The sequence below is a fragment of the Exiguobacterium sp. SL-9 genome (assembly GCF_004336985.1).
Classification (GTDB): domain Bacteria; phylum Bacillota; class Bacilli; order Exiguobacteriales; family Exiguobacteriaceae; genus Exiguobacterium.
The window spans coordinates 352,427-374,157 of the sequence record NZ_SJUO01000001.1 but is presented as its reverse complement, the minus strand read 5'-3'; the positions used below and the strand labels follow the sequence as shown (position 1 = coordinate 374,157).

25 protein-coding genes are annotated in these 21,731 nt (G+C 52.1%); all 25 read left to right on the top strand.

The genetic code is table 11. The annotated features are described in order from the left end of the window. Window positions 1–5 precede the first annotated feature (5 nt). The 25 genes from fliM to rseP all read left to right on the top strand — a co-directional run bounded on the left by fliM (window position 6) and on the right by rseP (window position 21,700). Window positions 6–995 carry a flagellar motor switch protein FliM gene (gene fliM / locus EVJ34_RS01945; RefSeq protein WP_131484570.1) on the top strand — a complete coding sequence of 330 codons (990 nt, stop codon included), beginning with the start codon at window positions 6–8 and terminating at the stop codon, window positions 993–995. Next, window positions 992–2,101, top strand: a complete 1,110-nt coding sequence (gene fliY, locus EVJ34_RS01940) for a flagellar motor switch phosphatase FliY (RefSeq protein WP_131484569.1) — start codon at window positions 992–994, stop codon at window positions 2,099–2,101. Before fliM ends, fliY begins: the two co-directional genes overlap by 4 nt. A 13-nt stretch (window positions 2,102–2,114) precedes the next feature. Then, on the top strand, window positions 2,115–2,480 hold the full coding sequence (locus EVJ34_RS01935; protein WP_021067131.1) for a response regulator: 366 nt from the start codon (window positions 2,115–2,117) through the stop codon (window positions 2,478–2,480). Next, window positions 2,477–2,971 carry a flagellar biosynthetic protein FliO gene (locus EVJ34_RS01930; RefSeq protein ID WP_131433946.1) on the top strand — a complete coding sequence of 165 codons (495 nt, stop codon included), beginning with the start codon at window positions 2,477–2,479 and terminating at the stop codon, window positions 2,969–2,971. Before EVJ34_RS01935 ends, EVJ34_RS01930 begins: the two co-directional genes overlap by 4 nt. Further along, window positions 2,968–3,633 carry a flagellar type III secretion system pore protein FliP gene (gene fliP / locus EVJ34_RS01925; protein WP_114165557.1) on the top strand — a complete coding sequence of 222 codons (666 nt, stop codon included), beginning with the start codon at window positions 2,968–2,970 and terminating at the stop codon, window positions 3,631–3,633. The genes EVJ34_RS01930 and fliP overlap by 4 nt, the downstream gene beginning before the upstream one ends. An 11-nt stretch (window positions 3,634–3,644) precedes the next feature. Further along, complete coding sequence (gene fliQ, locus EVJ34_RS01920; RefSeq protein ID WP_034777219.1) at window positions 3,645–3,917, top strand: flagellar biosynthesis protein FliQ; 273 nt, start codon at window positions 3,645–3,647, stop codon at window positions 3,915–3,917. Then, window positions 3,914–4,684, top strand: a complete 771-nt coding sequence (fliR, locus tag EVJ34_RS01915; RefSeq protein ID WP_131433948.1) for a flagellar biosynthetic protein FliR — start codon at window positions 3,914–3,916, stop codon at window positions 4,682–4,684. Before fliQ ends, fliR begins: the two co-directional genes overlap by 4 nt. Continuing rightward, window positions 4,681–5,772 (top strand): flagellar biosynthesis protein FlhB, encoded by a 1,092-nt coding sequence (gene flhB, locus EVJ34_RS01910; protein WP_131433950.1) that lies wholly within the window; start codon window positions 4,681–4,683, stop codon window positions 5,770–5,772. Before fliR ends, flhB begins: the two co-directional genes overlap by 4 nt. 13 nt (window positions 5,773–5,785) lie before the next feature. Further along, on the top strand, window positions 5,786–7,804 hold the full coding sequence (gene flhA / locus EVJ34_RS01905) for a flagellar biosynthesis protein FlhA (RefSeq protein ID WP_131484568.1): 2,019 nt from the start codon (window positions 5,786–5,788) through the stop codon (window positions 7,802–7,804). After that, entirely contained in the window at window positions 7,805–8,884 is a 1,080-nt protein-coding gene (locus EVJ34_RS01900) for a flagellar biosynthesis protein FlhF (RefSeq protein WP_131484567.1), read from the top strand. Further along, on the top strand, window positions 8,863–9,702 hold the full coding sequence (locus tag EVJ34_RS01895) for a MinD/ParA family protein (protein ID WP_131433956.1): 840 nt from the start codon (window positions 8,863–8,865) through the stop codon (window positions 9,700–9,702). The genes EVJ34_RS01900 and EVJ34_RS01895 overlap by 22 nt, the downstream gene beginning before the upstream one ends. Window positions 9,703–9,721: 19 nt before the next feature. Then, window positions 9,722–11,695, top strand: coding sequence for a chemotaxis protein CheA (locus tag EVJ34_RS01890; RefSeq protein WP_131484566.1), 1,974 nt, complete (start codon window positions 9,722–9,724; stop codon window positions 11,693–11,695). Between the two features lie 12 nt (window positions 11,696–11,707). Then, a complete protein-coding gene (locus tag EVJ34_RS01885) occupies window positions 11,708–12,139 on the top strand; it encodes a chemotaxis protein CheW (RefSeq protein WP_034777232.1) in 432 nt (143 codons plus the stop codon). Next, window positions 12,129–12,728: a chemotaxis protein CheC gene (locus tag EVJ34_RS01880; protein ID WP_131433960.1), complete on the top strand. Its 600-nt coding sequence runs from the start codon at window positions 12,129–12,131 to the stop codon at window positions 12,726–12,728. Before EVJ34_RS01885 ends, EVJ34_RS01880 begins: the two co-directional genes overlap by 11 nt. Beyond that, window positions 12,721–13,206 (top strand): chemotaxis protein CheD, encoded by a 486-nt coding sequence (locus EVJ34_RS01875; protein WP_131433962.1) that lies wholly within the window; start codon window positions 12,721–12,723, stop codon window positions 13,204–13,206. The genes EVJ34_RS01880 and EVJ34_RS01875 overlap by 8 nt, the downstream gene beginning before the upstream one ends. A gap of 11 nt (window positions 13,207–13,217) precedes the next feature. Next, window positions 13,218–13,988, top strand: coding sequence for a FliA/WhiG family RNA polymerase sigma factor (locus EVJ34_RS01870; RefSeq protein ID WP_131433964.1), 771 nt, complete (start codon window positions 13,218–13,220; stop codon window positions 13,986–13,988). 13 nt (window positions 13,989–14,001) lie between these two features. Then, window positions 14,002–14,370 carry a hypothetical protein gene (locus EVJ34_RS01865; RefSeq protein ID WP_131484565.1) on the top strand — a complete coding sequence of 123 codons (369 nt, stop codon included), beginning with the start codon at window positions 14,002–14,004 and terminating at the stop codon, window positions 14,368–14,370. 152 nt (window positions 14,371–14,522) lie between these two features. Then, entirely contained in the window at window positions 14,523–15,263 is a 741-nt protein-coding gene (gene rpsB, locus EVJ34_RS01860; protein WP_021067146.1) for a 30S ribosomal protein S2, read from the top strand. Window positions 15,264–15,382: 119 nt separating this feature from the next. Beyond that, on the top strand, window positions 15,383–16,264 hold the full coding sequence (tsf, locus tag EVJ34_RS01855) for a translation elongation factor Ts (RefSeq protein WP_131433968.1): 882 nt from the start codon (window positions 15,383–15,385) through the stop codon (window positions 16,262–16,264). Between the two features lie 108 nt (window positions 16,265–16,372). Then, a complete protein-coding gene (gene pyrH / locus EVJ34_RS01850; protein ID WP_034777246.1) occupies window positions 16,373–17,098 on the top strand; it encodes a UMP kinase in 726 nt (241 codons plus the stop codon). Beyond that, complete coding sequence (gene frr / locus EVJ34_RS01845; protein WP_131433970.1) at window positions 17,095–17,655, top strand: ribosome recycling factor; 561 nt, start codon at window positions 17,095–17,097, stop codon at window positions 17,653–17,655. The genes pyrH and frr overlap by 4 nt, the downstream gene beginning before the upstream one ends. A gap of 83 nt (window positions 17,656–17,738) precedes the next feature. Beyond that, window positions 17,739–18,476, top strand: coding sequence for an undecaprenyl pyrophosphate synthase (locus EVJ34_RS01840; protein ID WP_131484564.1), 738 nt, complete (start codon window positions 17,739–17,741; stop codon window positions 18,474–18,476). Between the two features lies 1 nt (window position 18,477). Further along, entirely contained in the window at window positions 18,478–19,275 is a 798-nt protein-coding gene (locus tag EVJ34_RS01835; RefSeq protein WP_131484563.1) for a phosphatidate cytidylyltransferase, read from the top strand. Between the two features lie 12 nt (window positions 19,276–19,287). Then, window positions 19,288–20,433: a 1-deoxy-D-xylulose-5-phosphate reductoisomerase gene (dxr, locus tag EVJ34_RS01830; RefSeq protein ID WP_131484562.1), complete on the top strand. Its 1,146-nt coding sequence runs from the start codon at window positions 19,288–19,290 to the stop codon at window positions 20,431–20,433. A gap of 16 nt (window positions 20,434–20,449) precedes the next feature. Next, window positions 20,450–21,700, top strand: coding sequence for an RIP metalloprotease RseP (rseP, locus tag EVJ34_RS01825; protein ID WP_131484561.1), 1,251 nt, complete (start codon window positions 20,450–20,452; stop codon window positions 21,698–21,700). Window positions 21,701–21,731: the final 31 nt, after the last annotated feature.

Below are 21,731 nucleotides of genomic sequence, written 5' to 3'. Positions count from 1 at the left end.
GCATCATGGGAGAAGTCTTATCTCAACAAGAAATTGATGCCTTGCTATCAGCGTTAAGCAGCGGCGATGTCGAAGCCGACTCGTTTTTAAATCAAGAAGAAGAGCGCAAGGTTCGGCAATATGACTTTAAACGGGCGGTCCGCTTCTCGAAAGACCAAATCCGCAGTCTGACCCGAATCCATGAACACTTCACACGCATGTTGACGACGTTCTTTTCGGCCCAGCTCCGGACGTACGTGCAATTCACAGTCAACTCCGTCGAACAGCTCCCGTACGATGAATTCATTCATTCCATCCCGAGTATGACGATGATCAACTTGATCGAGGCTCCGCCACTCAACGGCCGCTTCATCATCGAGGTCAATCCGAATATCTCATACGCGATGCTCGATCGCCTGCTCGGTGGTCCCGGGGTCGAAATTGAAAAAGTCGAGAGTTTCACAGAAATCGAGATGCGTATCTTGACCCAGTTGTATAAACGAGCGTTTGCCGGATACGGGGAGGCATGGGAATCGATTGCCGAGATTAAGTCAGAGATGACCGCGGTCGAAGTCAATCCACAGTTTCTTCAACTCGTCTCGCCAAACGAGACGGTCGTCCTCATCTCAATCGGGGTCACCATCGGCGAAGTGAGCGGTACCATCAACGTCTGCTTGCCGTTCGTGACGATTGAGCCGGTTTTATCCAAACTGTCAAGTCATTACTGGATGCAAGAGGCCAACCGCCGCAATGCGAGCGGCAACAGTAAGGAACCGCTCAAAGCCCAATTGATGAACTCGACGGTTGAAGTCGTGTCCCTGCTCGGAGAGACGACGATCACGTTCGGTGACTTGTTGCATTTAGAGGTCGGCGATTGTTTGACGCTCGATCAATTAGTGAAAGACCCGTTATCCGTCATGGTAGGGGAAAATAAAGTGTTCAAAGGGCAAGTCGGTGTGAGCGGGAAACGAATGGCGGTTCAAGTGCTCCACCGGGTGAAGGAGGAAGAGCAATGAGTGAGATGTTGTCACAAGATGAGATAGACGCGTTATTGCGAGGGACGAGCGAGTCGTCGCAACCAGAGGCGAAGCCCGAAGAGCATCTTGACTCGATGGAGAGCGACGCTTTAGGAGAGATCGGGAATATCTCGTTCGGAAACTCGGCGACGGCGTTATCGACGTTACTGCAACAAAAAGTAGAAATCACGACCCCGATCGTCAGCGAAGTCACGATCGATGCGCTCCGTGAGCGTTATCCGACACCGCACGTGGCGCTTCGCGTCGGTTACACAGAAGGCTTGAAAGGCGAAAACGTCCTCGTGTTGACACGTGAGGATGCCGCCATCATCTCGGACTTGATGCTCGGCGGAAACGGGATCGATGTCGATCCAGAAGGGTTGGATGAAATTCGACTCTCGGCCGTACAAGAAGCGATGAACCAAATGATGGGGGCAGCAGCGACGTCATTGTCGACTGTGTTCTCAAAAAAAATCGATATCTCACCGCCGCTCGTCGAAGTGTTCGATGCGACGAAGACCCAGACGATTATCGATCGTCTTGAACTTTGGGAAACGATGGTGTTGATTGAGTTCAACTTGAAGGTCGGCACGTTAATCGACTCGAAAATTGTTCAAATTGCACCGATTCAATTTGGCAAGCAGCTCGTCAATGAATTGATGACGGCCACCTCCCCTCAACCGGTCGCACCGGCTGCGGCCGCACCGAAGCCAGAGGCACCAAAAACACCGGCCGCTGCGGCTCCACAGCAACAACCTGTACGTCAGGAAGTGAAGTCGGCTCCTGAAGTCGCTGTCAGTCAAGCCGAATTTATGCCTCTGCACGCACCGTCGACGAACGACTCGATTCCGGCGAACCTCGGTCTGTTATACGACGTTCCGCTGAGCGTGACGGTCGAACTCGGACGGACAAAACGTTCGGTCCGTGAAGTGCTTGAATTGTCGCAAGGCTCGATTATCGAACTCGACAAGCTGGCCGGTGAGCCGGTCGATATTTATGTGAACCAACAGCGGATCGCCCGCGGCGAAGTCGTCGTCATCGAAGAGAACTTCGGGGTCCGTGTAACAGAAATTATCCAACCGCACGAGCGGATTGGCATCGTTTAAGGAGGAAGAACAAATGAGTGCAAAAATTTTAGTGGTAGATGATGCGGCGTTCATGCGCATGATGATTAAGGATATCTTGACAAAGAATGGATTTGAGGTTGTCGGCGAAGCAGAGAACGGCGTCGATGCGGTCGCAAAATATCGCGAACTTATGCCAGACCTCGTCACGCTCGACATCACGATGCCGGAGATGGACGGGTTGGCCGCGTTGAAAGAAATTCGTGGCTTCGATTCGAACGCGAAAGTGATCATGTGTTCTGCGATGGGACAACAAGCGATGGTCATCGATGCGATTCAAGCAGGCGCAAAAGACTTTATCGTCAAGCCGTTCAATGCGGAACGGGTCGTCGAAGCAGTTTCGAAAACGGTCGCACAATGAACAAGTGGTGGTTGATTATCCTTCTCGTGGTCGGGCTAAGCGTCCCGACCACGGTCGAGGCCGCCACCGTCGATCAACAGTTCGAGCAACAACAGCCAGACACGAAAGAGGAACCCGTCAAATCGGCCGTCTCAACGGTCGGGACAGCGATCAAGCTCATCTTGAGTCTGGTCGTTGTCATCGGCGGTTTTCTCGTTCTCGTTCGTTGGTTGAACGCACGTACGCAAGGCGTCAAAACAGCTCAGCATTTGACACATCTTGGCGGGGTCCCGCTCGGCAAAGACCGATCGGTTCAACTCGTCAAACTCGGTGAACAAGTTTACGTGCTCGGTGTTGGCGACTCGATTCAACTGCTAGACCGGCTCGATGCCGAAGCGATGGATGAGGCGACACACGATGCGCCTGCCTTAAACAACTCGAACACGTCGGCTTTTCTCGACACGTTCAAACAGCAATTGGCCCAGATTGAAGAAGTGAGGAAGAAACGATGACGACGATTGAACAACTGATCAACCTAGAGACGCCAGACAGTACATCGACCTCGATTAAACTATTGGTCGTGTTGACACTGCTTACGCTCGCGCCATCTTTCCTTATCTTGATGACTTGTTTTACACGCGTCGTCGTCGTACTTTCCTTTATCCGTCCGGCGCTCGGTACGCAGCAAACGCCACCGAACCAACTGATTATCGGTCTTGCCCTGTTTATCACGTTGTTCGTCATGTCGCCGGTGCTAACGGAGTTAAACGATAAGGCACTCTCGCCATACATGGACGATCGAATCAGTCAAGACGAGGCGTTCGAAGAGGCGGGGAATACGATGAAACGGTTCATGGCCCAATATACACGCCAAGAGGATTTGCAATTATTCATTAAATATGGGAACTATGAGCAACCAGAGTCGGTCGAAGACGTCCCGCTCCTCGCGATGGTTCCGGCCTATGCGATCAGTGAGCTGAAGACGGCGTTTCAAATCGGATTCATGATCTTCTTGCCGTTTTTGATCATTGATATGGTCGTGGCGAGTGTCCTCATGTCGATGGGGATGATGATGCTTCCTCCGGTCATGATCGCTTTGCCGTTCAAACTGTTATTGTTTGTGTTGGTGGATGGATGGCACTTGATTGTGGAGTCCTTGCTTAGAAGTATGTAGGAGGAACGAATATGACGCAGGAAATGGTCATCTATTTGGCGACGGAGAGTGTGTGGACGTTATTGAAAATCTCGATGCCGCTCTTATTGATTTCACTCGTCGTCGGTCTCGTCATTTCGATTTTACAGGCGACGACACAAATTCAAGAGCAGACGCTATCGTTCGTCCCGAAGATCGTCTCGGTCTTTATCGGGCTTGTCATCTTTGGGCCTTGGATGTTGCAACAGATCGAAGGGTTCACCCGATTGATTTTTGAACTGATGGTCGAGGTCGCCTCGAAATGAATGCGGTCGATTTTATTAGTCTATACGGTTTGACGTTCGCACGTCTGTCCGGTTTCTTCGTGAGTGTCCCGTTGTTTTCATCTAGACAGCTGCCGGTCATGCATCGCGTCGCCTTCAGCGCCTTTTTAGCGTATTACGCGATGTTCACGGTGACGGAACCGCTCGAACTCGGTCAAGCGTACATCTTGCAAGTATTGTACGAAGTCTTGATCGGCTTGGTACTCGGTATTTTAATCAATATCTTATTCTTTGCTCCCCAAATCGCGGGAGGGGTCATCGATTTGCAGCTTGGACTCGCGATGGCATCGGCTTACGACCCGATGTTCGGAGGACAGTCGCCCTTGATCGGACGATTTTATTACATCTTTACATTGTTTATCATGTTGTCGAGCAACTTGCATTTATTGCTGATCGATGGCATCTATTACAGCTTTCAAATTTATCCGCCAGGCCAGCCGATCATCGACTTCAGTGAAGCATCGCTCATGATGGCCGTGAAAGTCGTCACGATGACGATGATGGTCGCCTTGCAGCTCGCCTTTCCGCTCATGGCGTCGCTCTTACTCGTCGACATGGCGCTTGGGTTCTTGGCAAAATCGGCCCCGCAGTTCAATATTTTTGCAATCGGGTTCTCTTTCAAGCTGATTGCGGGATTCTCGGTCATGGTCGTCATGATGGGGCTGACCTTAAACGGAATCAGCCAGTTCATCCCGGTGTTACAAGAAGTGTTACGTGATTTTATGACTTTGCTAGGAGACGCCTCATGAAGCCTCTATACACCTTATCGGTCGATCTTCAATTTTTTGCAGGAGAAAAAACCGAAAAAGCGACCCCGCGTAAGCGGGAGGACTCGCGCAAGAAAGGACAAGTCGCCAAGTCAGCCGATTTGACCGGCGCCTTCGCCTTGTTCGCGATGTTTCTCATGTTATCGTTTTTGGGACCATATCTCGGCAAGCAACTATTCGGCTTGACGAAAGATTTGCTTGGTACGAGTTACTTGTTATTCGATCTATCAAACGGATTGTCTGGAATGCTCACCGATTTGTTGCTTCGAGTCGGCCTGATTGTAGGTCCATTCTTCGTCGTCGCGGTCGTGTTCGGGGTTTTGATCAACTACCTTCAAATCGGGACGTTGTTCTCGGCAGAGGCGATTCAACCGAAACTCGAACGCATCGATCCCATCAAAGGGGTCAAACGGATTATTAGCATGAAAGCGGTCGTCGAATTTTTAAAGTCCTTATTCAAATTATTGATTATCCTGACGACTGCTGTTGCCGTGCTCTGGCAAAACCAAAAAGAGCTGTCCCGGATGGCGGTCGAACATGTTCGTGAATCGGTCATCGCGCTCGCGAGCATCACGATTGAACTCGGACTATGGGTGAGCGTCGCCTTGCTCGCACTCGCTCTGCTCGATTTCTTCTATCAACGATTCGATTTTGAAAAATCGATTCGCATGTCGAAACAAGACGTAAAAGACGAGTATAAAAACAGTGAAGGTGACCCGCTCATCAAGTCGAAAATCAAACAACAACAACGGGAGATGGCGATGCGCCGCATGATGCAAGAGATTCCAAACGCGGACGTCGTCATCACAAACCCGACCCATTATGCCGTCGTCATTCGCTATGACGATACGAAAGACTTTGCGCCGCTCGTCGTCGCGAAAGGCGTCGACCAAGTCGCCTTCAACATCCGCGATGTGGCCAAAGAACATGACATCCCGATTGTGGAAAATAAGCCGTTGGCCCGTGCGTTGTACGCCCAAATGGAAATCGGAGAAGTCGTTGACGAGTCGTTTTATCAGGCGATCGCCGAAGTGCTCGCGTTCGTCTATCAATTGAAACAACCGTCTTGAGGAGGAGTATGTGTTGGCTGTAAAAGCGAAAGATTTCGCGGTATTGATCGGCGTTCTCATGATCGTCGTCATGCTCGTCATCCCGTTACCGGGGTTCATATTAGATTTTTTAATCATTGTTAATATACTGATCGCCTTGATGATTCTACTCGTCGCGATGAACGCCCGCGAGGCGCTCGACTTCTCGGTCTTTCCTTCTCTTTTACTGATTGTGACGCTGTTCCGGCTCGGATTGAACGTGTCGACGACACGTTCGATTTTATCGACCGGATACGGCGGGGAAGTCATCGAGACGTTCGGGAACTTCGTCGTTGGCGGGAACGTGCTCGTCGGGTTCGTCGTCTTCCTCATCCTCGTCATCATCCAATTCGTCGTCATCACGAAAGGGGCGGAACGTGTATCGGAAGTCTCGGCCCGCTTCACGCTTGACGCGATGCCTGGTAAACAGATGGCGATCGATGCCGACTTGAACTCAGGATTGATTGACGACAAGGATGCTCAAATCCGCCGAAAAAAAATTCAAAGTGAAGCGGATTTCTACGGATCGATGGACGGGGCCTCGAAGTTCGTCAAAGGGGACGCTATCGCCGGAATCATTATTGTCGTCATCAACTTGATTTTCGGAATCATCATCGGAACCGTCCAAATGGGCCTTCCGGTCGGACAAGCGTTCCAGACGTTCTCGCTCATGACGATCGGGGACGGACTCGTCGGTCAAATCCCGGCGCTCCTCATCTCGACAGCAACCGGGATTATCGTCACGCGTGCCGTGTCAGATGGAAACTTAGGGGAAGACGTCGTCGACCAACTCGGTCAAAATCCAACGCTTCTCTACATCGCTGGCTCGATTGTCATCATGCTCGGGTTTATCTCACCGAGCCTGCTCCCGGTGACGCTCATCATCGCAGGTGTTGCTTTCTACGGGGCATACACGATGCGTCGCAACATGAAACGGGTGATCGATACACCGTTGCCGGAAGAAGAACCATCGGCGCCGACAGAGACCGTTGTGTCGCTCTTACAAATCGATGCCATCGAGTTCGAGTTCGGTTACGGGCTCATCCCGCTCGCCGATGAATCGCAAGGCGGTGATTTGCTTGACCGGGTCGTCATGATTCGTCGTCAACTCGCACTTGAACTTGGCTTCATCTTGCCAACGGTTCGAATTCGAGATCATTTACAGCTGTCGCCGAACGCATACCGGATCAAAGTGAAAGGGAACGTCGTCGCCGAAGGGGAGCTCTTGCTCGATCATTACTTGGCGATGAGCCCTGGCATCGAGGATCCGGAAGTATACGGGATCGAAACGACGGAACCCGCGTTCGGTCTCCCGGCCCTTTGGATTGATGAAGAGACGCGGACGCGTGCTGAAATGAGCGGATACACCGTTGTCGATCCGCCTTCGGTCGTCGCGACGCATTTGACCGAGACGCTCAAAAAGCACGCGGCCGACCTTCTCGGCCGCGAAGAGACGAAGCAGCTGGTCGAACACTTGAAAGAGACGCATCCGGTGCTCGTCGAAGACGTGACGCCGTCGGTCCTCTCGATCGGGGACATTCAAAAAGTACTTCGTCATTTATTGAAAGAGCATGTCTCGATTCGCAATTTGCCGCTCTTGTTCGAGACGATGGCCGACTATGGCAAGGTGACAAAAGATGCCGACATCCTCGGCGAGTATTGCCGCCAAGGCTTGTCTCGTCAATTGACAGACCAAGTCAGCCCGCCGGATGGACCGCTCTACGTCGTGACGCTCGGTGGCCAGACCGAACAGCTCATTCAAGACGCCGTTCAAAAAACCGAGTTCGGCAACTATTTGGCGCTCGACCCAGAACAGGCACGTGAAATCATCGAACGCTCCGGTGAGCAACTGTCGATGTTCGAACGCTACGGGGCCTCGGCCGTCATTCTCTGCTCGCCGACGATTCGCCTGTTCGTGAGACAACTGCTCGAACGGTATTATCCGGACGTACCGGTTCTCGCCTACAACGAACTGCTCAGCTCGATTGAAGTGAAAAGTATTGGGGTGATTTAAATGCAAATCAAAAAATATACCGGCAAGACGATGACGGAAGCGATGGCGAAAGTCAAACAAGAATTTGGCGATGAAGCGGTCATTTTGAACTCCCGTCAAGTGAAAAAAGGATGGTTCGGTCTGTTCGCCTCACAACACGTCGAAGTCATCGCCGCGCTTGAAAAAGCACCGCTCGCCGTCAAACCGCGGGCCGCGACGAAGCCTGTCGAACCATCGAAGCCGGTGAAGGCTCCAACGCGTCCACCGCAGCAAACGAACGAGTCTAGTCAAGCGGCGGGCGTGTCGACGTCGAGACGGTTGCCAGCTCCACTAACGCATGTCGAATCACTGCTCGCCTCCGAATCGTTCCTCGGTGAGACGTGGGACGAAGCGATTAACGAGCTGTATTACACGACAAAATCGGTCGAAGTCGTCGAACGCTTCGTGCGTGATCAAATCCGGGCTTCCTTCTTGCCTGTACCTCAACCGAAACGGTATATGATGCTCGTTGGTCCGACCGGGGTCGGCAAGACGACGACGCTCGCGAAACTTGCCGCTCACTACAAGCTCGAGCACGGGCTCTCGGTCGGTCTCATCACGACGGACACGTACCGGATCGCGGCAATCGAACAATTGAAAACATACGCCGAGATTTTAGACATCCCGGTCGAGGTCGCCTACGATTTCGATGACTTCAAACGGGCGAAGCAACTGTTCGCTCGCAAAGACATCATCTTGATTGATACGGCCGGTCGCAACTTCCGCGACGAGGCGTACGTCGAGCAGTTCGAGCGGCATCACGATTTCTCGGAGACGAGCCTCTCGCTCGTCCTCAGCTTGACGTCGAAGATGCGGGATATGGAGATGATTTATCGTCAATTCGAGCCGTTACCGCTCGGGTCGCTCATTTTCACTAAAGCCGATGAGACGAGTGACATTCACGCGATGTATCGGATGGTCCGCGCGAGTGGGCTGCCCGTCGCTTGGCTGACGGACGGACAAGAAGTACCGGATGATCTCGTCGTCGGCGAGCCAGACCGATTGACGGATCGTTTGCTTGAGAAAGAAGGGTGGACCCAATGGACCAAGCAAGACGTCTAAGGGCGAAAACGGAGACCGCACCGACGACGATCGCTTTTGCGAGCGGAAAAGGTGGGGTCGGCAAAACGAACGTCTGCGTCAATACGGCCATCGGTCTCGTCGAGCTCGGGAAACGCGTCTTGATCGTCGACCTCGACATCGGGATGGCGAATGTGCACATCTTGTTGAACGCGTCGCGGTCACGGACGATGATGGATTCAGTGAAAGCTCGAATTCCGCTCGCTGCCTCTGTTCAGAAAGACGTGTTTGGTGTCGATATATTACATGGGGGAAGTGGGCTCGACGAACTAGTCCAATTCTCACATGCAGATATGCAATTTTTTATGCGTGAACTCGAAGTGCTGACCGAATACGATTATGTCTTATTCGACATGGGTGCCGGGGCGACAGACACATCGCTCCAGTTCATCGAGGGCTGCGATGAGATGTTTCTCATCTTGACGCCCGAACCGACCTCGCTCATGGACGGATACGCCTATACGAAGCTCGTCCATCGTCAAAGTCCGGACTTGCCGCTCGGTGTCATCGTCAATCGGGCCCAATCGGGTGAAGAAGCGCTGCAATGTTTTGAACGAATGGAAGTTGCATGTGAGCAGTTTTTAAAGAAATCGATTCGATTCCTCGGGTATTTACCAGATGACGCCACGGTCAGACGAGCGGTCATCGCCCAAGTCCCGTTTTACCATTTGGACCGGAAGAGTGACATCAGTTGGCGGCTTGAACGGATTTTAACGACATTGACCGGGACGCCACCGAAACCACGTCATTTCATGGACCGTTTGATGGGAAACTTGAAACGTCAGTGGAACCGAGTTTAACGACAGGGAGGCATTATAGATGGACGTGAACGAATACTTAGGGTTGTTTTTAGACGAATCTCAAGAGCATATTCAATCGGTTAACACCCAGCTGTTGAAACTAGAACAGACGGGCAGTCAGGAAGCGATTCAAGAGATTTTCCGCTCGGCACACACGCTCAAAGGGATGTCGGCGACGATGGGATACGAGAGTGTTGCCAACTTGACGCATGAGATGGAGAGCGCGCTCGATTTGGTGCGGGCTGGAAAGAAAGAGAGCAACCAATTGTTGCTCGACACGATGTTCTCGGCGATGGAGCAAATCGAAGAGATGATCGCGGATATCGAGACGGGGGGGAGAGGTGCAAACGTTGATGTCGCGGCGACGGTGTCCGCGTTCCAGTCGTTCATCGGTAGCACGCCGAAAGCCGTCGAGACGGTCGAAGAAACGGTCTTCACAGCCGACCTTTATACCGATTCTGTCATCACGCAAGCAAAAGAGACAGGCTTCGAAGCATTTCAACTTCATGTGAAGCTATCGGATGCCGTCGTCTTGAAAGCGGCTCGCGCCTATATGGTGTTCGATCGTCTCCAAGAACTCGGAGAAGTCGTCCGAACCGTTCCGGAGACCGAGGCAATCGAGCAAGAACAGTTTGATCTCTCGTTTGACGTCTTATTCGTGACTCAAGAGTCGGCAGACGTGATCGAGCATGCCGTGTCCCAAGTGTCTGAAGTCGAGCACGTCCACGTGACGCCTTACACAAGTGCGGAAGCCGGTGCGAAGGAAGTCGCTGTCAGTGCCGAGAGCGTCGCCGTGGCCGAAGTGAAACCGAAAGCGGCAGAGACGGACGAACCGAAAGAGCAGGCCGTCGCGCAAGCGAAGACGATTCGCGTCAACTTAGAACGGATCGATCGTCTGATGAACTTGTTCGAAGAATTTATTATCGATCGTGGTCGTCTCGAGCGGCTCGCTGATGAAGTCGGCCAGCCTGAACTGAATGAGACGGTCGAGAAAATCAAACGCGGCACGAACGAACTCCAATCGCTCGTCCTGACACTTCGGATGATGCCGATCGAGCAAGTGTTCAACCGCTTCCCGCGCATGGTGCGTTCGGTCGCGAAAGATATCCATAAAAAAGTCCAACTCGATATCACCGGTGCTGAGACCGAACTCGATCGTACGGTCATCGATGAAATTGGGGATCCACTCGTCCATTTGATTCGTAACGCCATTGATCACGGGATCGAATTGCCGGAAGTCCGCCTCCAAGCTGGAAAACCGGAACAAGGACGACTCGCGCTTCGCGCTTACCATGGCGGAAACCGTGTCTTCATCGAAATCGAGGATGACGGGGCAGGGATCAACGTCGATAAAGTCCGCTCGAAAGCACTTGAGCGTGGCGTCATCACGACTGAAGAAGCGACGACGATGACGGACAACGAAGTGGCCATGCTCATCTTCGCACCTGGATTCTCGACAGCAGACGTCGTCACCGACCTTTCGGGTCGCGGCGTCGGACTAGACGTCGTCAAAAACAAGATTGAATCGCTCGGTGGGGTCGTCACGCTCGAGACGGTCGTTGGACAAGGGACGAAATTCCAAGTCAGCTTACCGCTCACACTCTCGATTATCTCAGCGATGCTCGTTCAAGTCGGCGATGAGACGTACGCCGTCCCGTTGTCATCGATTCTCGAAACGACGCTCCTTGACGAGGCCGACATTTTAACGGCTCATCGTGAACGCGTCTTCGACTTCCGAGGTCAGCTTGTCCCGCTCGTTTACTTAAAAGAAATGTTCGCGATTGAAACGGAAACGAAGACGCAATTCCCGGTCGTCGTCGTCCGCAAAGGAAACAAACTCGTCGGTGTGGTCGTCAATGACTTGATTGGCCAACAAGAGATCGTCATGAAGCCGCTCGGAACATACCTCGAGGGCATCCCGGCTATCTCTGGCGCGACGATACTCGGAGACGGGCGTGTCGCCTTGATTGTCGACAGCAACGATCTGTTCTAAGGAGGAAGAAGGATGGAACAAAAATGGGTAGTCTTTTCATTGGGATCGAACACATACGGGATCGACGTTCAATCGGTCCGCTCGATTGAGCGGGTACAACCGGTCACACGCGTACCGAACGCACCTGCTCACGTCAAGGGTGTCATCAATCTCCGTGGCGTCGTCACGCCGGTCATCGACCTTCGACTCCGTCTCGGTTATGAAGCGGTCGAACCGACCGAAGAAACACGGATTTTGATTGCTTCGCTCAATCAAGGCGATGCCGGCTTTATTGTCGACCGGGCCAACGAGGTCGTAGAAAGTGAAGACGTTCGCATCGAGCCGATTCCGGAGTCGAGTCGGGACATGTTATCGGCTCACTTGACGGCGATCGCAAAAGGTGAGGACAAACTGTTCTCGCTGCTCGATGCTAACGCATTGTTCGAGGAACAGCATGCTGAGTGAGTTCGAGCAAGATTTATTGAAAGAACTCGGGAATATCGGTTCTGGCCACGCGGCGACGGCGTTGTCCACGCTCTTGGCCAAACCGGTCACGATCACTGTCTCCTCGGCCGAGATGGAACCAATCACGTACTTGCCGGAACGTGTCGGCGGGCCGGAGCGTCATGTGGCGTCCGTCTTGTTAGAACTCGGCGGTGACATTAGCGGCATGATACTCATCTTGTTTCCGGTCGATGATGCCGAACGGATGGTGGCATCACTCATCGGAAGTACGTTCTCGTTCCGAACAGCGGATGAGCTCGGCCAGTCGGCATGGGAAGAGGTCGGAAATATCATGAGTGGCGCCTATGCCCGTGCGCTCGGAGATTGGCTCGATACACCGATTTCGATTCAAGTCCCGGCGACAGCGGTCGATATGGCCGGTTCAATCGTCGAGTTCGTCGTCACATCGGTCCAACCCGAAGAAGACGCAGCGCTCTATATCGATACGACGTTCCGCATCGATGAGAAAGTAAGTGCCGGACATGTGTTGTTCCTACCGACGCATGGTTCGCTCGAACGGATTAAACAGCGGTTGATCGGCCATGGCTGAAGTCATTAAGATCGGCATCGCGGAATGGAAGCAGACGACCGCGCCGAATAAGTTGCGAACGGCAGGACTCGGTTCGTGTGTCGGTGTCATTTTATATGACGTTCGGCTCCAAGTCGCGGCAATGGCCCATGTCATGTTGCCAGATTCGGCAATTGCCCGGAAACACCAAACGATCGAAGTAGGAAAATATGCGGATACGGCCATCGATGCGCTCGTCGCTTCGTTGAAACGGGCCGGAGCCGGTCGACTTCAAGCGAAGATGGCCGGTGGCGCTCAAATGTTTCAATTCAAATATGAGAACGAGGCGATGCGGATCGGTGAACGGAACGCCGAAGCCGTACGCAACGCTTTAAAAGCGCACCGAATTCCGCTCATCGCAGAAGATTGCGGCGGGCATAACGGACGGACGATTGAATTTGATGTGGCGACTTGCGCCCTGTCGATTCGAACGGTCAGCGTAGGAACTAAGGAAATCTAGGGGGGATCGACATGACGACTCAGCTTACCGAGTTGTGGGATCGTTGGAACACTGACCGCGATATGGATACAGCGAATGAATTATTGGCGCACTATGAGTTCCTCATCCATTATCACGTGCAACGAATGATCGTGACGCTCCCAAAGAGCGTCGAACGCGACGAATTGAAAAGTTTGGGTTACATGGGATTGTATGATGCCCTCATGAAATATGATCCAGAACATAACAACAAGTTTGACACGTACGCTGCGTTTCGCATCCGCGGCGCCATCATCGATGGGTTGCGGAAAATCGATTGGTTACCACGGTCGGTGCGCGAACGCGTGAAAAAAATCGATCACATCGCCGAACAGCTCGAGCAGAAGCTGCACCGGGCCCCGACGAAAGAAGAGCTCGCGAGCGCCTGCGAACTACCGGTGTCTGAAATCGAGAAGGCGATGGCGGAAGGATATTTCGCAAACATGTTGTCAATCGACGAGGCGGTGACGCTTCAAGAAGAAGGCAAGGTCATGTCCGTCACGTATTTCGATCCTGACTCTGAGAAACCGGAAGACACACTGTTGCAGCGCGAGCTGCTCGATGTGCTGACGAATGAAATCGAACACTTGTCCGAGAAAGAACGTCTCGTCGTTTCGTTGTTTTACTTCGACGAGTTGACATTGACGGAGATCGGCGAGGTGTTGGAGCTGTCGACGTCCCGCATCTCCCAAATCCATTCCAAAGCGTTGAAGACGTTAAAGCTCGCACTCGGACGTTCATATTTAGAAGAGAAGACATCGTGAAGGAGGGATGGAGATGACCGTCGCATACGTGGCCATCGCATGTATCGTCGCATACGGACTGCTGATTTTATTTCGACAAGTCCAGGCGTTGACCGCTCGTGTCACGCAACTCGAGCACGAGAAACGTGAGACCGAGGCCCTCCTGTTGTCGTTCATGGAATCGATGAATGATGTCGTAAAACAACCGTCGTCTTTAATTGAAGAGGTTGACAAGGCGCAGGCGGTCCATGTAGAGCCGGATCGAGAGGACTTGGCCGATGAAACACAATCAGCCCCGCACGTGGAGGATGTGTTATTGCACCATTCGGTCCGGGAGACGGCCCGACTCCTTGGGAAAGGCGAAGGAGAAGTCGCCTTATATGCCAAACTTCGTAAAAAGTGAGAGTTGCCGGATTGGCGGACATATGCTATAGTATTTTTTGGTGTTAAACACATCACACACGTCTCGGGATGGTATTCCTCGGTGCCGAAAGGTCGGAATACAACGATGAACGAGGCGGAGGACTTTTTTAAACCACAAGGAGGAAATTTATCATGGCAGTAATTTCAATGAAACAATTGCTCGAAGCTGGTGTACACTTCGGTCACCAGACACGCCGTTGGAACCCAAAAATGGCGAAATACATCTTCACGGAGCGTAACGGAATCTACATCATCGACCTTCAAAAGACGGTCAAAAAAGTAGACGAAGCGTACAACTTCGTTCGTGAACTCGCGGCAGAAGGCGGAAACGTCCTCTTCGTAGGTACGAAAAAACAAGCTCAAGACACAATCAAAGAAGAAGCACTCCGTTCAGGTATGTACTTCATCAATGAGCGTTGGTTGGGTGGAACACTCACAAACTTCTCAACAATCAAAAAGCGTATCAACCGCTTGAAGCAGCTTGAGAAAATGGAAGCTGACGGTACGTTCGAAGTACTTCCTAAGAAAGAAGTCATCATCTTGAAAAAAGAAATGACACGTCTTGAGAAGTTCCTCGGCGGAATCAAGGACATGCCAGGTGTTCCTGATGCCCTCTTCATCGTTGACCCACGTAAAGAGCGTATTGCGATTGCAGAAGCTCACAAATTGAACATCCCAATCGTTGCGATTGTCGACACAAACTGTGACCCAGACGAAATCGACTACGTCATCCCAGCGAACGACGATGCGATTCGTGCGGTTAAATTGCTCACTTCTAAGATGGCTGATGCGATCATCGAAGCGAAGCAAGGCGAAGAAGAAGTAGCTGAAGAAGCGGTAGCTCCAGAAGCTGAAGCGACAGAAGCTGAGTAATCGGTCAGACAACAGGTGATAAAGGGAAAGCCTTTTATCACCTTTTTTTAGGACATAGTATATCGAAGCCTAGCGCTTTTATCTTAAAAATTTGTAAGTTTTACAAGGAGGAATTTCCGATGGCAGTTACAGCAGCAATGGTAAAAGAACTTCGTGAAAAAACAGGAGCAGGTATGCTCGATTGCAAAAAAGCACTCGTTGAAACAGATGGTGACATGCAAGCAGCAATCGACTTCCTTCGTGAAAAAGGGATTGCTAAAGCAGCAGCTAAAGGCGATCGCATCGCAGCTGAAGGCTTGACAGCGGTAGCCGTTGAAGGCAACAAAGCTGCGCTTGTCGAAGTCAACTCAGAAACAGACTTCGTCTCGAAAAACGAGAAGTTCCAAACGCTCGTAAGCGACGTGGCAAAAGCAGTTCTCGCTTCAGGCGCGACTACAGTCGAAGCGGCACACGCTTCTGAATTCGTCGCTGGCAAGACGCTTGAGACACACATTCAAGAAGAAGCATCGACAATCGGAGAGAAAATCTCACTCCGCCGCATCGCTATCCTTGAAAAAGCAGACGACGCTGTCTTCGGCACATACCTTCACATGGGTGGCCGCATCGGTTCGGTCGTCGTTATCGATGGCACAACGGATGAGTCAGTAGCGAAAGACGTAGCGATGCACGTAGCGGCAGCAAACCCGCTTTACGCGACACGCGACGAAGTTTCGGCTGAAGAAGCAGAGCGCGAGAAGAAAGTCTTGACTGAGCAAGCCCTCAACGAAGGCAAGCCTGCCAACATCGTCGAGAAGATGATCGCGGGACGTATGAACAAGTACTTCGAGGAAATCTGCCTCGTTGACCAAACATTCGTTAAAGACGCTGACTTCAAAGTTGGGAAATACGTAGAGTCTAAAGGCGGCCGTATCAACTCATTCGTACGTTTCGAAGTTGGAGATGGTATGGAAAAACGCGAAGAAAACTTTGCTGAAGAAGTAATGAACCAACTTAAAAAATAATCTGCATCATTCACATGGTGCAATCAAAATTGGGAACACGTCTGTATAACCTTGAGTTAGTTCGTTAAGGGAGCGTGTTCCCTTTTTTCAAGCAAGAGGAGGCAAAGTATGGAACCGAAATATAAGCGAATTGTGTTAAAATTGAGTGGGGAAGCGCTCGCAGGAGATCAAGGGTACGGGATTGATCCGGCCATCGTCAATTCGATCTCTGGGCAGATTAAAGAATTGGTCGCCATGGGCGTCGAAGTCGCCGTCGTCGTGGGCGCTGGAAACATCTGGCGCGGCAAGACCGGAAGCGAGCTCGGCATGGACCGGGCGAATGCGGATTACATGGGCATGCTTGCCACGGTATTGAACTCGCTCGCGCTACAAGATAGCCTTGAAACGAACGGTGTCCAAACACGCGTCCAAACCTCAATCGAAATGCGCCAAGTGGCTGAACCGTACATCCGCCGTCGGGCGATGCGTCACCTTGAAAAAGGTCGTGTCGTGATTTTCGCGGCAGGGACGGGGAACCCGTACTTCTCGACAGACACGACAGCGGCTCTCCGTGCAGCGGAGATTGAAGCTGATGTGATCTTGATGGGAAAAAACAACGTCGACGGCGTCTATTCGGCCGATCCGAAACTCGTTCCGGATGCAGTCAAATACGATACGCTTACGTACTTGGACGTCTTAAAGGACGGTCTCCAAGTCATGGATTCGACAGCCACGTCACTATGTATGGACAACCATATCCCACTGATTGTATTCTCATTGCTTGAAGAAGGAAACATCAAACGTGTCGTACTCGGGGAACATATCGGTACGGTAGTAGGAGGAATCAATTCATGAGTGTAAATGACGTATTGAAAACTGCTGAAGAGAAAATGGAGAAAGCCGTTACTGCGCTGAAGCGTGACTTCGGGACACTTCGGACGGGACGCGCGAGCGCATCGATTTTGGACCCGGTTCAAGTCGATTACTACGGCGTACCGACACCGCTCAATCAAGTAGCGAACATCAATACACCGGAAGCACGCCTTCTCTTGATTCAACCATGGGACAAGTCGATGGTGTCTGATGTTGAAAAAGCGATTCAAAAAGCTGACCTCGGCCTCTCGCCGTCTTCTGACGGGACCGTCATTCGTCTCGCCATTCCTGCTTTGACAGAAGAGCGTCGGAAAGAGCTCGTGAAAGTGACGAAGAAATATGCGGAAGAAGCGAAAGTCGCGGTCCGTAACGTTCGTCGTGACGCAAACGAAAACTTGAAGAAGCTTGAAAAAGATGGGGACTTGACTGAGGACGACCTTCGCGGTTACGCGGATGACGTTCAATCGTTAACGGATTCGTATATCAAAAAGATTGATGAATCTGCAGCGACGAAAGAAAAAGAAATCATGGAAGTGTAATCACGGAAGTGGTATACCAAAAAGCTGTGTGGGGACCCTTTTACTGAGAGGGTCCCTCTTTCATACAATCAGGAGGATAGAGTATGTTTAAATGGGTGAATCCTAAAACGAAGACCGAGGCGGAACTGAGCATTCCCGAACACGTCGCCATCATCATGGACGGTAACGGCCGTTGGGCGAAGAAACGTGGGCTCCCTCGCATCATGGGTCACCGGGAAGGGATGAAATCGGTCCGGGAAGCGGTGCGCACCGCTCAAGAACTTGGTATTCGTTCATTGACGCTGTATGCATTTTCGACGGAGAATTGGACACGTCCCGAAGAAGAAGTCAACTTCTTGATGAAATTGCCAAAACAATTTCTAGAGACCGATTTAAAAGAGCTGGACGAACAGAACGTTCGCGTCCTCGTTGCAGGCGATGTGTCAAAACTGCCACGCGGCACACGGGAGGCGGTCGATGAAGCCCGGACACGTACAGCGACGAATACGGGGTTAGATCTCGTTTTCGCCTTGAACTATGGCGGGCGCGACGAGCTCGTACGAGCGATGCGACTCATCGCCACCGACGTAGCTGCAGGGAAAATTCGTCCGGACGAGATTGATGACGACTTGATTGGACAGCGTCTGATGACAAACATGCAAGATGTTGATTTGATTATCCGGACGAGCGGTGAACAGCGCCTCTCGAATTTCTTGCTGTGGCAAGGGGCATACGCCGAACTACATTTTACGGACGTGCTATGGCCTGAGTTCAAACGGGACCACTTCGTCGAGGCGATTGAAGCGTATAACGCGCGGACGCGCCGGTTTGGTGGGGTGTGACATGAAAACTCGAATTATTACCGGCCTTTGGGCCGGAGCCATTTTTGTCAGCTTGATCGCCCTTGGCGGCAGTCCGTTCGTCATCTTGATGGGTGTGCTCGCCTTAATCGGACTGAGCGAGTTCACGATGATGCGGAACCACAAGTTGATGGCGTTCCCGTTCCTCGTGACGTCGCTCCTTGTGGCATTCCCGTTCGTATTGATGTTGCTCGAGCGGCAGCTTGTCATGGGCGAGTTACCGATGTCGACGAATCAATGGATGGTTCTCGGATTGATGCTCCTCCTGTTTTGGACGGTCGTCACGAAAAATCGATTTACGTATGAAGATGCGAGCTTTTATTTCGTATCTGCCGTCTATCTCGTCATCGGTTTTTCCAGTTTTGCCCTTGTCCGCCTCTCGGAAGATGGGCTCGTCAAAGTGCTACTCGTCCTCTTCATGATTTGGGCGACCGATTCGGGTGCTTACTTTACGGGGAAAGCGATCGGCAAAACAAAGCTGTGGCCGTCCATCAGCCCGAACAAGACGATCGAAGGGGCGGTCGGCGGAATCATGTCCGCCATTGTCGTCGGTCTCGTCTATGTGCTCGTCGAACCAGTGCTGCCGATTCTCGAAGTACTCGTGCTCGCGGTCGTCGTATCAGTCGTCGGCCAACTCGGAGACTTGGTGCAGTCGGCGTATAAACGTCAATTCAACGTGAAAGATTCGGGTCATCTGTTGCCGGGACACGGTGGCATTTTGGACCGGTTTGATAGTATGATCGCGGTATTCACGGTCATCTGGGTATTTAATTTGTTATAAAGGAGTGTCAAGATGAAGCGAATCAGCTTAATCGGGGCGACTGGATCGATTGGCGTACAGACATGTGACGTCATCGAACAGCACCCCGACTTGTTTGAACTTGAGGCCTATGCCTTCGGAACAAATGTAGACGTAGCCGAGGAATGGATCAACCGCCTGCGGCCGAAATACGTGTCCGCTAAAGATATCGAAGTACTCGAACAGCTCAAGCCACGACTTACATACGAACCACTCTTTTTTATCGGACTTGAAGGGTTGATCGAATGTGCGACCGCAGAGCGGGCCGATGTCGTCGTCACAGCTGTCGTCGGTGCAGTCGGTCTTGAACCGACACTCGCTGCAATCGAGGCAGGGAAAGATATCGCCTTGGCAAACAAAGAGACACTCGTCACGGCGGGTCATCTCGTCACAGCGGCCGTCAAGAAGCATGGTGTCAGTCTGCTTCCGGTCGACAGTGAACATTCGGCCATTTATCAATGCTTGAACGGTGAACGCCGAGAGGACGTCTCAAAAATCATTTTGACGGCGTCAGGAGGAAGTTTCCGAGACAAGTCGCGTGATGAATTAGAAGGCGTGACCGTCGCAGAGGCACTTGCGCATCCGAACTGGTCGATGGGCGCGAAAATCACGATCGATTCGGCGACGATGTTCAATAAAGGACTTGAAGTCATCGAAGCGCACTGGTTGTTCGATATCGATTATAATGATATTGAAGTGGTGCTTCATCGCGAGTCGATTATCCATTCGATGGTCGAATTTAAAGATGCCGCCGTTATGGCGCAACTTGGGAATCCAGATATGCGAGGACCGATCCTCTATGCGCTTTCTGGTCCGAAACGTCTTGAAATCGACGGGAACAAGCGGTTAAACTTGAGAGAAATCGGAACGCTTCACTTCGCAGAAGCGGACTTGACGCGTTATCCGGCCTTACGCCTCGCGTATGATGCCGGTCGCGCGGGTGGTTCGATGCCGACCGTGCTCAATGCGGCCAACGAGGCGGCAGTCGCACTGTTCTTGAACGGGGGAATCGCATTCCTCGATATCGAACGAATCGTCGAACAGGCGATGGAGACACATACGGTAATTGCAGAACCGACGCTCGAGGAGATCCTTCAAGTCGACCGAGCGGTTCGAGAACAAATTCAGCAAGGAAAGTGAAGGTGGGGAATAGACAATGACGACTTTTATCGCCATCGTTTTGATGTTTGGGGTACTCATTTCGGTTCATGAATGGGGACACCTCGTCATGGCGAAACGGGCAGGGATTCTCTGTCATGAATTTGCAATCGGATTTGGACCGAAAATCCTTTCGTTCCGAAAGAATGAGACGCTATATACGATCCGCTTATTGCCAATCGGTGGATATGTCAAAATGGCCGGGGAAGATTTTGAACCGATCGAAGTGAAAGCTGGTCAACACGTAGGCTTGCGCCTGACGAGTGCCGGCACGGTCGATCGTGTCTACTTCCAGCCGGACCAGGCAAAAGACGTGCATGTCGTCGGCACGGTCGATAAGTTCGATTCGATTCGTGAATTGAAAATCCAATTGCTCGTCGATGATGAGGTCCGTGTCTATTCACTTGAACGGGACACGCTCCTCGTCGACCAAGGTATGGAAATTCAAATTGCCCCGTACGATCGTACGTTCGGAGCGCAATCGGTATGGAAACGCGTGCTCGCGATTGCAGCCGGCCCGGCGATGAACTTCGTCCTTGCCTTCATCTTGCTCGTCATCGTCGGTCTCGTCCAAGGGACACCGACGGACGATGGACAAATCGGGACCGTGCAGCCGGATTCGGCTGCCGATCAAGCGGGACTCATGACGGGTGACGAAATTGTCTCCATCGAAGGACAACCGATCGATAATTGGCTCGACCTCCGGACGGTGCTCGCTGACCGGGCTGATACGCCAACGGAAGTAACCTATATTCGGGATGATGCGGAGCAAACCGTGACGCTCACTCCTCAAGCAATCGAACAAAACGGTGAGACCGTCGGGATTTTAGGCGTGACGAACGCGCTCGAGCGTTCACCGACGAAAGCTTTCACGACCGGGGCCGAGACGACGTGGACGATGTCGACGCTCATCTTCTCAGCGGTCGGTGATTTGGTGACGGGACAAGTCGGCGTCGATCAATTGGCCGGACCGGTCGGAATCGTCCGCATGACCGACGAAGTGGCGGCGAGCGGGCTGATCATGCTCCTCAACTGGACGGCACTTCTATCCGTCAACTTGGCCATCTTCAACTTGTTGCCGCTCCCGGCGCTCGATGGAGGACGACTCCTCTTCCTCTTGTTCGAAGCGGTACGCGGACGGCCGATGGACCCGAAAAAGGAGGGCTTCGTCCACTTTATCGGGTTCGCCTTGCTCATGCTGCTCATGTTGATTGTCACCTGGAATGATATCCAATCATTCTTTAAATAATTAGATCCAATCGAGTTACAGAAGGGAAACG